Raw genomic sequence first — 13,810 nt, 5'->3', positions numbered from 1 at the left:
CAGACCCGAAGCCCGCGCCGGCCCCACGCCCGCGCGCCCTTTCCCGTTCTGACTTCAGGATCATCATGTCTCTCAAGACCACTGCGGCGCCCTGCGCCCTGCTGCTCGCCGCCCTGTCCACGACTGTGGGGGCGAGCCACGCCCTGGCGCAGCAGACGCCCGAGCCCGCCATGCTCGACACCGTCATCGTCACCGCCCGTCGCAACGCCGACGACCCCGTTGTCGTCGCCGAGGCGCGGGAACGTCTGGCCCGTACGCCGGGCGCGGTCGCCGTCGTCTCGGCCGAATCCTACGCCGACCGCTATGCGCCCAACCTCGCCGACGTGCTGCGCGACGCGCCGGGCGTCTATGCCCAGAAGAAGTGGGGGGGCGACATCCGGCTTTCGATCCGGGGCTCGGGCATCGGCAACTCCATCCATAACCGTGGAACCCTGCTGGCCCAGGACGGGGTTCCGTTCAACGAGGCCGACGGTTTCGGCGACTTCCAGCTGATCGACCCGCTGATCGCCCGCTATACCGAGGTCTACAAGGGCGGCAACGCCCTGCGCTTCGGCGGCGCCCTGCTGGGCGGTGCGATCAATCTGGTCACGCCGACCGGCCACACGGCGACTTCGAACCTGAGCCTGCGGCTGGACGGCGGCTCCTATGGCACGGTGCGCGCCCATGCCGAGGTGGCGGGCGTTCGCGGCGACTGGGACGGCTTCGCCGCCGTCACGGGCCAGAGCGTGGACGGCTGGCGTCAACAGAGCGAGGGCAAGTCCCTGCACCTGTCCGCCAATATCGGCCGCAGCTTCGGTCAGGACCGCGAGGTGCGCCTGCTGGTCTCGGGCGGCGACATCCATCAGGAAATCCCCGGCAGTGTCAGCCTATCGGACGCTCTGACCAAACCCCAGGCGGCGACACCGAGCAACATCACCCTGAACTACCAGCGCAATATGCAATCAGTCCGCACGACGGTGCAGACGCGCTGGCGGCTGGACGAGTCCACCGTGTTCGAGGGCGCGATCTATGGAACCTGGAAGGATCTGGACCACCCCATCTTCCAGGTGATCGATCAGGAAAGCCGCAACTACGGCGCCTTCGGACGGTTCGACTGGCAGGGACAGGTCTTCGGCCTGCGCGCCGACGCCTTCTACGGCGCCTGGTATCGTCAGGGCGATCTGGACGCCAAACAATGGGGCAATCTGGCCGGACAGCAGAACGGCCTGCGCGCCCGCAGCTTCCAGAACGGCAAGGGGCTGGACGTCTTCGGCGAGGGGCGGCTGTTCGTCACCGACCGCCTGGCCCTGGTGGCCGGGGGAACCTGGGGCCGCGCCGAGCGGGACTATCAGAGCTATGTGGTCCCCGGCGTCTCCGGCACGATCGACCTGGCCGTCGACAAGAGCTTCGACTGGTTCGCCCCCCGCGCCGGCCTGTTGTGGGAAAGCGAGCAGGGCGATCAGGTCTTCGCCAATGTCACCCGCTCGGTCGAGCCGCCCAACTTCTCGGCCCTGTCGCCGACCGCCGCCGGGTATCTCCCCCTGGTCCCGCAGGAGGCCGTGACCTGGGAGATCGGCACGCGCGGTCGCCGCGGTCCGGTGACCTGGGACGTCACCGTGTATCGCGCCGACCTGAACCACGAACTGCTGAACTTCGTCAACGCCTCGCTGGGCATTCCCGCCTCCACCTTCAACGCCGGGCCCACCGTTCACCAGGGGATCGAGGCGGGGCTGGACTGGCGGATCGCGCCGCAATGGCGGCTGCGTCAGACCTACGCCTTCTCGGACTTCTTCTTTGACGGGGACAAGGTCTACGGCGACGCCCACCTGCCGGTCGTGCCGCCGCACCTCTATCGGGCCGAGCTGCGGTATGACCACCCGGCGGGCTGGTTCTTGGCCCCGGGCGTGGAATGGTCGATGGCGGACGCCTGGGTCGACTACGCCAACACCCTGAAGTCGCCCGCCTATACGGTGGCGAACCTGAACATGGGCTGGACCGTGCGGGACGGCCTGACCGTCTTCGCCGACGTGCGTAATCTGTTCGACGAGGCCTATGTCTCAAACTTCAGCGCCGTCACGGATGCCCGGACCGCCTCCACCGCCGTTTTCTTTCCTGGCGAGGGCCGCTCGGCCTATGTCGGCGTGAGGATGAGCTACTGATGGCCGGCAAGGCCGCAACCAAGGCGCCGGACGATCTGTCCGGCGCCTACCGCGCCGTCTGGCGTTGGCATTTCTACGCCGGCGTCTTCGTCATGCCCGTGCTGATGCTGCTGGCCCTGACGGGTGGGCTTTATCTGTTCAAGGACGAGATCGACGGAGCCCTTTATCGGGACATGATCCGCGTGCCGGCGGCCCAAACCCAGACCGCGCCGGAAACCTGGCTGACGTCGGCGGCCCAGGCGGCCGACGGCGGTCGGGTCGCCAATCTGGTCCTGCCCGCCCAGGCGGACCAGGCCGTTCGCCTGCGCGTGGATCGACCCGACGGGGTGCAGAAGACGGTCTTCGTCGATCCCCACACCGGCCGCGTCACCGGCGTCATTCCCGCCGGCGGCTTTATGGAGTTGGTCAAGAAGACCCACAGCCTGACCCTGCTGGGGCGGCCGTTCAACATCCTGGTCGAGATCGTGGCGGGCTGGACCATCATCCTGTTCGCCACGGGCCTCTATCTGTGGTGGCCGCGTGGACGGGCTGTCGCGACCGTCTCGCTCCGAACGACCGACGCCCGACGCCGCCCCTTCTGGCGCGACCTGCACGCCCTGACGGGCTTTTACGTCGGCGGTGTCGTGCTGTTCCTGGCGGTCACCGGCATGCCCTGGTCGGCCTTCTGGGGAGACACGGTGATGGACGCCGTCAAGTCCAGCGGTCTGGGCCGCCCCCCGGCGCCTGTCGCCGGGGCCTGGCAAAGGGCCGAACATCATGACCAACCCATCGGCGCCGGTTGGGCCATGGACGGAATGGTCATGACCCACGACCACGCGGGCCATGGCTCCCTGGATCGGGTGCTGAAAGCCGCCGACAACGCCGGTCTGGACCGGCCATACGCCGTCAACATCCCCGCCGCCGGCGGCACGGCCTATACGATCACGACCCAGGCCCGCCGGGTTCAGGACAGCCGGTCCCTGTACATCGACGCCGCCTCGGGGCGTCTGCTGGCCGACCTCGGCTACGACCGGTTCGGCGTCGGCGCCAAAACCGTCGAATGGGGCGTCTATACCCACCAGGGCACACAGTACGGCCAGCTGAACCGGATCATCATGCTGCTGGGCTGTATCGGCGTCTGGCTGCTGGCGATCAGCGGTCTGGTCATGTGGTGGAAGCGCCGCCCGCCCAACCTGTCGCGCCTGCGCCTGGGCGGCCCGCCCGCACCGCCCGGACCGCGCGTCCGCGCGGCTGTCCTGGGCATCGTCCTGCCCCTCGCCCTCCTCTACCCCCTGACGGGCCTGAGCCTGGTCCTCGCCGTATTGCTCGATCGAGCCGTGCGGCCGATGATCCGGCGTCGTCCCGCCGTTTCCTGAAAGAACCGACGCCATGAAGACCTCTTTGTCCCTCGCCGCCGTCGCCCTCGCACTGGCGGCCTGCAACTCACCGGCGGACAAGCCGGCCCCTGCCGCTGAGGCGACGGCCGCCGCCGTGACCGCCGCCGACGCCTGGTGCCGCCCTTCGCCCAACGGAGCCAAGGCCGGGGGCTGCTACGTCACCCTGACCGCCGCGACCGACGACCGGCTGACCGGCGGCTCCACCCCGCGCGCGGCCGAGCTTCAGGTCCATGAGATGAAGACCGAGAACGGCATGATGAAGATGGCCCAACTGACCGAGGGCCTGCCGTTGGCGGCCGGTCAGGCGGTCGAGCTGGCGCCCGGCGCCAATCATCTGATGCTGATCGGCCTGACCGCCCCCCTGGTCGCAGGCGAGACCGTGCCCATCACCCTGACGTTCGCCTCGGCGCCCGAGGTGACGGTTCAGGCGGCGGTGCGCCAACCGACCATGGCGGGGATGGATCACGCCGCCCACTGAGGCCTTTTGAAGCGCGAGCCTGACAAACCGGTTCGAACCGGCTAAAGGCTCGCGCCTCACGAGGAATCCCATGGCCCTGAAAGTCGCGATCGTCGGCCTGCCCAATGTCGGCAAGTCCACCCTGTTCAACGCCCTGACCAAGACGGCGGCGGCCCAGGCGGCCAACTATCCGTTCTGCACCATCGAGCCGAACACCGGCGACGTGGCCGTGCCAGAGCCGCGCCTGAACGCCCTGGCCGAGATCGCAGGCTCCAAGGAGATCATTCCCGCCCGCATCACCTTCGTGGACGTCGCGGGCCTGGTGCGCGGCGCCTCCAAGGGCGAAGGCCTGGGCAACCAGTTCCTGGCCAATATCCGCGACTGCGACGCCGTGGCCTTCGTCGCCCGCTGCTTCGTCGACGACGACATCACCCACGTCGAAAACCGCATCGATCCGATCGCCGATCTGGACATCATCGAGACGGAGCTGATGCTGGCCGATATGGAAAGCCTGGAGCGCCGCCGGCCCCAGCTGGAGAAGCGGGCCAAGACCGGCGACAAGGATTCGGCGCTGACGCTGAAACTGGTCGATTTGGCCCTGGCCCAGCTGAACGCCGGCAAGCCCGCCCGCACCGCCGAGGTGTCCAAGGAGGACATGAAGGCCTGGCACATGCTGCAGCTGCTGACCGCCCTGCCCGCCCTCTATGTCGCCAATGTCGAAGAGGGTTCGGCCGACCAGGGCAATGAGCTGTCGGCCAAGGTCGCCGCCCGCGCCGCCCAGGACAACGCCAACTCGGTCGTCATCTCGGCCCAGATCGAATCCGAGATCGCCGTGCTGGACGACGCCGAGCAGAAAGAGTTCCTGGAGACCCTGGGTCTGGAGGAACCCGGCCTGAACCGGCTGATCCGCGAGGCCTACAAGCTGCTGGGCCTGCAGACCTATTTCACGGTCGGTCCCAAAGAGGCCCGCGCCTGGACCATCAATGTCGGCGACACCGCGCCCCAGGCGGCGGGCGTCATCCACACCGACTTCGAAAAAGGCTTCATCCGCGCCGAGACCATCGCCTTCGAAGACTTCGTCGCCCTGCGCGGCGAGGCCAAGGCGCGCGAAGCCGGCAAGCTGCGCGCGGAAGGCAAGTCTTACGTCGTCAAGGACGGCGACGTGATGAACTTCCTGTTCAACTGAGGCGTCAGATCAGGGGGACTGCCGCGCTGCGGCCTGGTCCTGGTCCTTGTCGGGCTTCAGCATCTTCTCCAGCGGATTGGCGGGGTCGGGCGCCCGTGGCGAGCCGGGGCAGCGCAGCAGCTTCACCGTGGTCATATCCCGGTCAATATAGGTCAGGTTCATGACGTCGCCGGCCGCCGCCATGTGGACGCGCTCGGTCGCGACCTGCCCCTCCGCCGTGCAGTTCAACGTCGCCACATAGCCGTGGGGCGTCTCGTCGATATGGGCGATGTCGCAACGGTTCTCATACCCCTCGAACCGCTGAGGGGTGATGGTCAGGGGCCATCGGTCGCCCTGCGGGCGGGCGCACCAGGCGAGGTCGCCGGCCCAGACCCCGACGAAGCTGCGCGGCCCCCGCGACGCCAGGGACGAGGGGCCGGGCGGTTCAACCGCCTGCATGGCTTCGGCGGTCCTGAGCGGCGCGGCGGGCTGGTCGGGAGGATTGACGTCATTCTCGCCGCAAGCGCCCAGCAGGGAACCCAGGGCGAGCAGCGGAAACAAGGCGAGTCTCATGACACCGCAACGTCGAGACCCAACTCCGGTTCAAACCCGCGCGACAAGTGCGGTTGATTCTGATAATCGTTCGCATTAATGAAGCCGCCTTCATCAGCCGGGGCTATTATGCGCAATCACCTTCTCCTCTGCACCGTCGCCGTCACTGCGGCCGCCACCGCCCATTCCACCGCGTCCGCGCGGGCCGAAACGCCGCAGGTCGCAGCGACCCAGATTGATCCGATCGTCGTGATCGGCACGCGATCGGAGCGGCAGGCGTCCCGGACGCCCGGCACGATCAGCGTCATCACTGACGCCGAGATCGAGACCATGCTGGCGACAGACATCAAGGATCTGATCCGGTATGAGCCGGGGGTCAGCGTGCCCACCTCCCCCGCCCGCTTCAGCCTGGCCCTGTCCGGCGCGGGCCGCGACGGCGATTCGGGCTTCACTATCCGGGGCATGGGCGGCGACCGGGTGCTGATCATCAACGACGGCGTTCGTCTGCCGGCGGGCTTCAGCTTCGGGGCCCAGGCGGTAGGGCGCGGCGGCTATAACGACCTGGACCTGACCAAGTCGGTGGAGGTCCTGCGCGGCCCGGCGTCGGCCCTTTACGGCTCGGACGGCGTGGCGGGCGCGGTGGCGTTCAAGACCAAGGACCCGGTCGATTTCCTGAACGCGGGTCAGGCCTTCGGCGCGCGGGCGCGAGTCGGCTACGGCTCGGCCGACGAGGGCTGGACCGAGGGACTGGCCTTCGCCGGCCGATCGGGCGCCTTGTCAGGGCTGATCGCCTACACCCGCCGCGACCATCAGGAGACGGAGAACAAGGGCCGGATTGGCGGGGTCGGCGCCGCCCGCACCGAGCCCAACCCCCAGGACTTCGCCTCCAACGCCTATCTGGGCAAGCTGGTGTGGCAGGCCGCGCCGAACCATGTGCTGCGTTTGACCTACGACCATCTGGATTCCGACATGACCGGCGACGCCCTGAGCAGCCGGTCCGCGACCGTCCTGTCCGTCACCGCCCATGACGAGACCCGGCGCGACCGCATAAGCGGTGATTGGCGCTTCAATGATTTCGCCGGTCTGAGCGACGGCTCGATCAGCCTGTACTGGCAGGACGCCGAGACGCGGCAGTACACCTTTGAGGATCGCACGCCGGCCGTGGACCGGGCGCGGGACGTCACCTTCGACAACAGGGTCTATGGCCTGGCCGCCCAAGGGGCGCGGGTCTTCGGCAAGACGAGCGCGGTCCGGCACCGCGTCACCTTCGGCGGCGACTGGTCCAAGACGACCCAGGAGGGTCTGCGCGACGGGATCACGCCGCCGGTCGGCGAGACCTTCCCTGTCCGCGCCTTCCCGACAACCGATTTCCAGCTGGCAGGCCTGTTCGTCCAGGACGAGATCGAGGCGCTTGGGGGCGCCCTCAGCATCATCCCCGCCGTGCGCTACGACTGGTACGACCTGTCGCCCAAGGTGGACGCCGAGTTCCCCGCCGCAGCCTCGGGACAGAGCGACGACCATATCTCGCCCAAGCTGGGCGTCGTCTATTGGACCGGCGCGCATCTGGGCGTCTTCGCCAGCTACGGCCTGGGCTTCCGTGCGCCGTCGCCGATGCAGGTGAACAACTATTTCGAGAACCCGGTCTTCGGCTATCGCTCGATCCCCAATCCGAACCTGTCGCCGGAAACCAGCGAAAGCTTCGAGGCCGGCTTTCGACTGCGCGGCATCGACGTGGCCGGGGGCGTGATGCGTCTGAACACCACGGCCTTCGCCACACATTATGACGACTTCATCGACCAGGTGGCGGTCAGCGGCACGGGCGTACCGGGCGTTGATCCTCTTGTCTATCAATACGTCAACCTGACCGAGGTGGACATTCGCGGCTTGGAAGCCCGTGCGGACCTCTATTGGGACAACGGCTTCAGCCTGATCGGGTCGGCCGCCTATGCCGAAGGAGAGCAGACGACCGACGGCCGCCGCACCGAACTCAGCAGCATCGATCCGGTCAAGGTGGTGGCCGGCGTTCACTACGCGGCGCCTTCTGGCGTTTGGGGCGGATCGGCCACCGTTACCTGGTCCGGCAATAAGGATAGGGCCACATACAATCTGTCTTGCGGCGCGGCCTGTGACGTGCCTCTGAATTTTCATCCAGCGGCGACCAGAGTCCTTGGGTTAGTTACGCCTCGCAGCGTGGGATGAGCAACAGGCCGGACCGCGCAGCTTTCATCCTGCGCAGCGGGTCGGCCTGTTGCGGTCAGACTGGCGGCAAAAGCCTCCGGGGTGAGGTAGCCGATAGACGAGTGCGGCCGGCGGGTATTGTAGTCCAGCGCCCAGGCAGCGACCTTCTGGCGGGCGTGATCCAGACTGAAAAACAGGCTCTCGTTGAGCAGTTCGTCGCGCATCCGGCCGTTGAAGGATTCCACAAACCCGTTCTGGGTCGGCTTGCCCGGCGCGATGTAGTGCCAGTCGACGCCATGATCCTGCGCCCAGGCCAGGATGGCCGTGGACGTGAACTCCGTGCCGTTGTCGCTGACGATCATGGCAGGACAGCCCCGCCGAGCGATCAGCGCTGTCAGCTCACGCGCGACCCGGCGTCCCGAGATCGAGGTGTCGGGGATCGCCGCCAGGCACTCGCGGGTGACGTCGTCGACCACGTTGAGAATGCGGAAGCGGCGGCCCGTGGCGAACTGGTCGTGCACAAAGTCCAGCGACCAGCGGGCGTTCGGCCTGGCCTCGACCAGGATCGGCGCCCGCGTGCCGATGGCCCGACGGCGTGAGCGGCGCTTGCGCACCGTCAGGCCTTCCTCGCGATAGAGCCGGTAAATCCGGTTCTTGCCCGAAGGCTCGCCTTCACGTCGCAGCAGCACGAACAGCCGGCGATAACCGAACCGTCGCCGCTCGACAGCCAGGGCGCGCAGCCGCTCCCGCAGCGCCGTGTCTGGCGGGCGGCAAGAGCGATAGCGCACCGATTTGCGGTCGGCCTTGATGATGGAGCAGGCCCGCCGCTCGCTGACGCCGAACGTCGCCTTCACATGGGCGACGGCCTGGCGCATCGCCGCGGGCCCTACCACTTTTTTGAGAGCAGATCGTTCAGCGCCGCCTTGTCGAGCATGGCGTCGGCCAGCAGGCGCTTCAGCTTTCCGTTCTCATCTTCCAGGGCGCGCAGGCGCTGGGCGTCCGACACGCTCATCCCGCCGAACTTGGCTTTCCAGGCGTAGATCGTGCCTTCCGACACGCCGTGCTTGCGCGCCAGCTCGCCCGCTTTGGCGCCGGCCTCGTTCTCCCGCAGGATCCCGATGATCTGCTCTTCCGTGAATCTCGCTCGTTTCATTCCGTCCGTCCTTTCAAGGGCCGGACTCTAGCTCCACGTGGAGGAAATTCTCAGGGGCACGTCACCTGCTATCTGGGCGACAGCTTCACCCTGCTAGACCTGACCGCCTATTGGAACGTGACCGAACGCGCCACCCTGCGCGCGGGCGCCTTCAACGTCTTTGACGAGACCTACGGCTGGTGGAGCGACGTGCGGGGCCTGTCCGCCGCATCGACCATCAAGGACGCCTACACCCAGCCTGGCCGCAACTTCGGCCTTTCCCTGACCTTGCGCCTGTAACCGCCATGACCGCACGTACTTCAAGGACACGCCCCATGCGCGCCATTCTGATCGCCGCCGCCCTGTTAGCCGTCGCCCCCGCCTCCCAGGCGCTGGCGACCGCCGCTCAGCCGCCCGTCGCCGCGGCGACCGACGCCTTCGAGCGGGACCGCCAGGCCATTCTGGCCCAGGCGGGCCAATACCGCGTCCATTTCGACATGCGCGAGAACGTCAGCTTCCGCGCCGACTATGATCCGCTGGAGGAGAAGCTGTCCGGCGGCAGCGAGATCGTGCGTGTCGTCTACGACAAGGGCGACCGGATCAGCCTGCAGCACATATTGGTGATGGAGCACGACGGTCAGACCATGGTGATCAAACACTGGCGCCAGGACTGGACCTATCAGCCGCAGACGGTCCTGACCTACGCCGGGCCGAACCGGTGGGTGCTGACCCCCGTCCCGGAAGCCCAGCGCCAGGGCGCTTGGTCTCAGACCGTGTGGCAGACGGACGATTCACCTCGTTACGGCGGAGTCGGCCGCTGGACCTATGACAATGGGCTGACGGCCTGGACGTCCGACCCGACCTGGCGGCCGCTGGCGCGGCGGGACGCGGTGCGGCATCCGATCTACGACCGCTATCTGGGGACCAATCGGCACATCCTGACACCCGCCGGCTGGGTGCATATTCAAGACAACATGAAGATGGCCGGCCAGCCGGACGGTGCGCCGATCGCCGTGGTCCAGGAAGATGTGATCAACACCTACGACCGGAACGACAGCTATTCCCCCAAGCCGGGGGACGACTATTGGGCCAAGACCCAAGGCTTCTGGGCCGCCGTGCGCGACGCCTGGGATGCAGCCATCGTCGCCGGAAACGGAGTCCATCTGCAGCAGGAGGCCGAGACCGGCGCGGTCACTGGAGCGCCGCTGATGGATCTGGCCCAGTCGCTGGCCGACGGCGAAGTCGCTGAGGCCGAGGCCGTCGCCCGGGCTCGCGAGTTGATTGCCCAGGCCACATCAAGCCAGCCCGCCGCCGCCCGTTGAGGTCCGGATCGCCCGCCGCCGACGGCCTCAGCGCCGTTCGGCGGCCGAGGCGTCGCGGATGGCGTTGAACTCGGCTGTCGGCTTCCAGGCCGGCCAGGTGGTGCTGTCGGCCACCGTCAGACCCAGCCGGTACAATAGATCCAGGTTCTGAAGTGCGGCGGTGAAGTCGTAGTCCGCCCGCCATTCGTCCGTCAGCTTGTGATAGTAGCGAGCCATCTGGGCCTCGTAATAGGGTTTGCCCGCTTCGATTCCGCCCTCCACGAAATCACGGCCGCTCCACGGCATCAGAGCCGGCACCCCGCCTGCGGCGAAGTTGAAGTGGTCGGAACGGTAGTAGAAGCCCTCTTCCGGATAACCGTCGCCAGTGACGGTGCGCCCCTGGACGGCGGCGAACCGTCCCAGAACATCTTCCAGTTCGGACTTGCCGACGCCGAAGACCGCCACGTCGCGCGTCGCCGGGGTGAAGGGCAGCATGTCGATGTTGATGTCGGCCGCCGTCTTCGCCAGCGGATAGACCGGGTCGGCCGCATAGGCTTCCGAGCCCAACAGCCCCTGTTCCTCGGCCGTGACGTGCAGGAAGACCACGGTGCGTTCCGGCGCCGGGCCGTTCTTGAAGGCGCGGGCCATTTCGATCAGGCCGGCCGTGCCTGAGGCGTTGTCCCAGGCGCCGTTGAAGATGTCGTCGCCCTCCGCGTCCGGCTGACGCGCCTTGCCGACGTGGTCCCAGTGGGCGGAGTAGAAGACATATTCATCGGGCCGGGTCGTGCCGGTGATCTTGGCCAGCAGATTGTTGGAGTGGATGACCTCGGTCTTTTCGGCGATGTCCACGCTGAGCCGGGCGCCCAGATCGACGCCGCCGCCCAGGCTCGCCGTCTTGCCGCGCGCCAGGGCCTGGGCCAGGACGTCGCCGCCGATGGCCGCCCCGGTCGCCATATTGATCGAACCGGTGAAACGGGCGTCGTGCGCGCCCTTGACCGTCATCACCGGCCGGGTCGCGCCGCCGACGGCGCGGCGCCAGCGGCCCTCGACGTCCTGAAGGCTGATGACGCCGACGGCGCCGCGCTTCAGCGCCTCCTGGGTCTTGTGTTCGCCCGAGCCGTAGAAGTTGGGATCGGCGCCCATGGACTCAGGCTGGCCGCGCAGGATGACCACGACCTTGCCGGTCAGGTCGGTCGAACCATAGTCGTCCCAGCCCCGCTCGGGCGCCACAATGCCGTAGCCGGCGAAGACCAGCGGGGCGTCGGCGACCTTGACCACCGGGTCGGCCGGGCCGGCGCGCAGGGTGATGTCTGTGCCCGACGTCAGGTCATGGCTGACGCCGTCGGCGCCGGTCCAGGTCGCCACGGGAGGCCGTTCGGGCGTGAACCGCACCAGATCGACCGGCTGGAGCCAGGAGCCGTCGCGCCCGCCCGGCTCCAGACCCATGGCCTCATACTGGGCCTGCAGATACTCCAGCGTCAGCCGCTCGCCGACCAGGCCGGGGAAACGCCCCTCCAGCCGATCGTCGGCCAGATATTTGATGTGGTCGGACAGGCGCTGGGCGCTGAATTGTGGGGTGGCGGCCGAGGCCACGGCGAAGGCGTCGGTCGCGGCCGAAGGCGGGACGACAGGCGCGTCCGGCGCCGTGGCGCAGGCGGCCAGGAGCAGGGCCGCAGCGGCGATGATGGAAGAACGACGCAGGATCATGAAGGTTCTCGAATGAGGAAAGACGGGAGGAGCAGCGGACTTAGCGGCGTTCGGCAGCGGAGACGGCGCGGACGGGACCGAATTCGGAGCCCGACTTCCACTCGGGCCAGTCGCGACCGTTCGCCAGGGCGCGGCCAACGTCATAGAAGACCGTCAGATCTTCGATCATTCCGCTGTAGTCCCAGTCCGGCGACCATTCGTCGGCGGCCTGGTGATAGCGTTTGGCGCCGTAGTCGCTGCGCGCCGCTTGGCGCTCGGCGATCGGTTCGTCGCGGAAGTCGCCCCGACTGCCCGCATAGGCCATGGGCACGCCGCGCTTGGCCAGGGGGAAGTGGTCGGACCGGTAGTAGGTGCCGGCGGCGTTCTCGTAATCCGGCATCAGGGTGCGGCCCTGGGGCTGGATCGCGGCGGCCAAGCGCTCGTCGAAGTCGGACTGGCCGTAGCCGGTCACGCCCAGGCCGGTGACACGGCCATAGACGTTCATCGAATCCATGTTGAAGCCGCCCACCGTCCTGGCCAGGGGATAGACGGGATTGGAAGCGTAGTATTCAGCGCCCAGAAGGCCGCTCTCCTCGGCGGTGAAGCTGATCATGACGATTGAGCGTTCGGTCCGAGGAGCCCGACCGTACATCCGCGCCAGCTCCAACAGGCCCGCCGTGCCCGAGGCGTTGTCCACGGCGCCGTTGAAGATGCGGTCGCCCGTCTCGTCCGGCTCGCCCATGCCGATGTGGTCCCAGTGGGCGGTGTAGAGGACCGTCTCGTCCGGATGGGTGGTTCCCGGCAGGCGGGCGATGACGTTATGGGTGGTGACCTGACTGGTCGCCACATCGAACTCGGTCGAGAAGCCGGCGCCGGTCAGGGGCACGGGCTGGAAGTCGCGGCGGCGAGCCTGGGCCTTCAGCGTCTCGAAATCCAGACCGGCGCGGCGGAACAGATCGACGGCGACGTCGCGCTGGATCCAGCCCTCGACCGGAACCCGCTCAGCCGCCGCATTCTGGCGCAGGATGTCGAACTGGGGCACGCCCCAGGAGTTGGCGACCGTCTGCCAGCCATAGGAGGCGGGCGCCGTCTCATGGACGATCAGCACCCCGGCCGCGCCATGGCGGGCCGCCTCTTCATATTTGTAGGTCCAGCGGCCGTAGTAGGTCATGGCCTTGCCGCCGAAGGTGTTCAGGGCCGGTTCTTCGAAATCGGCGTCATTGACCAGGACGACCAGCACCTTGCCGCGCAGATCCTGCCCCTTGAAGTCGTCCCAATTCCGCTCGGGCGCGGTGATCCCATAGCCGACGAAGACCAGGGGCGCGTCCTTCAGGCTGACGTGCTCGGCCGGGTGGCGGGTCGAGAGGGCGACCTCGCGTCCCTGGGTCATCGGCAGGGTCCAGTCGCCCAGCTTCAGCGCCGCCTGGACGTTGGACTGGGTGAAGCGGTTCAGGATCACGTCCTGGGTCCATTGGCCGTTCGGACCGCCCGGCTGGAAGCCGGCGGCGGCGTATTGGCGGCTCAGATAGTCGATCACCTTCTGCTCGGCCGGGGTGGCGATGCCGCGCCCCTCGAAACTGTCGTCCGACAGGGTTCGAATGTCCTCGGCGATACGAGCTGCGTCGAAGGCCGCGACCGAGCCTGAACCTTCAAGAGCCGCCGGCGCGGCGCAGGCGGAGAGTGCGGCGCCGGCCATCAGCACGGCGACCAAGGAAGAACGGATACGCATGAACACAGGGCCCCACAGCCGCAGAAGAAGGCCGAACCCTAGGCGGGTAAAGCCATCATGTCGATTCCGTGTCAGCGGCCAGGATGTCGCAAAACA

At 67.7% G+C, this 13,810-nt stretch carries 11 protein-coding genes; 7 read left to right on the top strand and 4 right to left on the bottom strand.

The genetic code is table 11. The features are described from left to right. Positions 1–65 precede the first annotated feature (65 nt). The 4 genes from ACW178_RS08225 to ychF all read left to right on the top strand — a co-directional run bounded on the left by ACW178_RS08225 (position 66) and on the right by ychF (position 5,157). On the top strand, positions 66–2,138 hold the full coding sequence (locus ACW178_RS08225; RefSeq protein WP_191558052.1) for a TonB-dependent receptor family protein: 2,073 nt from the start codon (positions 66–68) through the stop codon (positions 2,136–2,138). After that, complete coding sequence (locus tag ACW178_RS08220) at positions 2,138–3,493, top strand: PepSY-associated TM helix domain-containing protein (RefSeq protein ID WP_191558051.1); 1,356 nt, start codon at positions 2,138–2,140, stop codon at positions 3,491–3,493. The genes ACW178_RS08225 and ACW178_RS08220 overlap by 1 nt, the downstream gene beginning before the upstream one ends. Before the next feature lie 13 nt (positions 3,494–3,506). Then, positions 3,507–3,992 (top strand): copper chaperone PCu(A)C, encoded by a 486-nt coding sequence (locus ACW178_RS08215; RefSeq protein ID WP_191558050.1) that lies wholly within the window; start codon positions 3,507–3,509, stop codon positions 3,990–3,992. A gap of 70 nt (positions 3,993–4,062) precedes the next feature. Further along, entirely contained in the window at positions 4,063–5,157 is a 1,095-nt protein-coding gene (gene ychF, locus ACW178_RS08210) for a redox-regulated ATPase YchF (protein WP_152949891.1), read from the top strand. Positions 5,158–5,166: 9 nt separating this feature from the next. Here the strand turns inward: ychF and ACW178_RS08205 are convergent, their stop codons facing one another. Then, on the bottom strand, positions 5,167–5,709 hold the full coding sequence (locus tag ACW178_RS08205; protein ID WP_191558049.1) for a hypothetical protein: 543 nt from the start codon (positions 5,707–5,709) through the stop codon (positions 5,167–5,169). Between the two features lie 108 nt (positions 5,710–5,817). Between ACW178_RS08205 and ACW178_RS08200 the strand changes: the two genes are divergently transcribed. After that, positions 5,818–7,887 (top strand): TonB-dependent hemoglobin/transferrin/lactoferrin family receptor, encoded by a 2,070-nt coding sequence (locus tag ACW178_RS08200; protein WP_492024459.1) that lies wholly within the window; start codon positions 5,818–5,820, stop codon positions 7,885–7,887. On the opposite strand, the gene ACW178_RS08195 is transcribed toward ACW178_RS08200, so the two are convergent. After that, positions 7,833–9,019 (bottom strand): IS3 family transposase gene (locus ACW178_RS08195; RefSeq protein ID WP_433935296.1). Its coding sequence is split into 2 segments (ribosomal slippage): positions 7,833–8,758 and positions 8,758–9,019, totalling 1,188 coding nucleotides; the frame shifts between segments, so codons are not numbered across the junction. The genes ACW178_RS08200 and ACW178_RS08195 overlap by 55 nt on opposite strands. A 117-nt stretch (positions 9,020–9,136) precedes the next feature. Between ACW178_RS08195 and ACW178_RS08190 the strand changes: the two genes are divergently transcribed. Both ACW178_RS08190 and ACW178_RS08185 read left to right on the top strand, forming a co-directional pair. Continuing rightward, on the top strand, positions 9,137–9,298 hold the full coding sequence (locus tag ACW178_RS08190) for a hypothetical protein (RefSeq protein ID WP_492024458.1): 162 nt from the start codon (positions 9,137–9,139) through the stop codon (positions 9,296–9,298). 35 nt (positions 9,299–9,333) lie between these two features. Further along, positions 9,334–10,320 (top strand): DUF6607 family protein, encoded by a 987-nt coding sequence (locus tag ACW178_RS08185; protein WP_054765387.1) that lies wholly within the window; start codon positions 9,334–9,336, stop codon positions 10,318–10,320. 27 nt (positions 10,321–10,347) lie between these two features. Here ACW178_RS08185 and ACW178_RS08180 read toward each other — a convergent pair whose 3' ends face one another. Continuing rightward, positions 10,348–12,006, bottom strand: a complete 1,659-nt coding sequence (locus tag ACW178_RS08180) for a M28 family peptidase (protein ID WP_492024457.1) — start codon at positions 12,004–12,006, stop codon at positions 10,348–10,350. 40 nt (positions 12,007–12,046) lie between these two features. After that, entirely contained in the window at positions 12,047–13,714 is a 1,668-nt protein-coding gene (locus ACW178_RS08175; protein ID WP_191555462.1) for a M28 family metallopeptidase, read from the bottom strand. Positions 13,715–13,810: the final 96 nt, after the last annotated feature.

The organism is Brevundimonas sp. AVps4, from assembly GCF_058681525.1.
Note: the sequence above shows the minus strand (reverse complement) of the source record. Positions and strands in the feature narration are given on the sequence as shown.

Coding starts and splice junctions, on each gene's coding strand:
- ACW178_RS08225 (WP_191558052.1), top strand. CDS start 66: ATGTCTCTCAAGACCACTGCGGCGCCCTGCGCCCTGCTGCTCGCCGCC.
- ACW178_RS08220 (WP_191558051.1), top strand. CDS start 2,138: ATGGCCGGCAAGGCCGCAACCAAGGCGCCGGACGATCTGTCCGGCGCC.
- ACW178_RS08215 (WP_191558050.1), top strand. CDS start 3,507: ATGAAGACCTCTTTGTCCCTCGCCGCCGTCGCCCTCGCACTGGCGGCC.
- ychF (WP_152949891.1), top strand. CDS start 4,063: ATGGCCCTGAAAGTCGCGATCGTCGGCCTGCCCAATGTCGGCAAGTCC.
- ACW178_RS08205 (WP_191558049.1), bottom strand. CDS start 5,709: ATGAGACTCGCCTTGTTTCCGCTGCTCGCCCTGGGTTCCCTGCTGGGC.
- ACW178_RS08200 (WP_492024459.1), top strand. CDS start 5,818: ATGCGCAATCACCTTCTCCTCTGCACCGTCGCCGTCACTGCGGCCGCC.
- ACW178_RS08185 (WP_054765387.1), top strand. CDS start 9,334: ATGCGCGCCATTCTGATCGCCGCCGCCCTGTTAGCCGTCGCCCCCGCC.
- ACW178_RS08180 (WP_492024457.1), bottom strand. CDS start 12,006: ATGATCCTGCGTCGTTCTTCCATCATCGCCGCTGCGGCCCTGCTCCTG.
- ACW178_RS08175 (WP_191555462.1), bottom strand. CDS start 13,714: ATGCGTATCCGTTCTTCCTTGGTCGCCGTGCTGATGGCCGGCGCCGCA.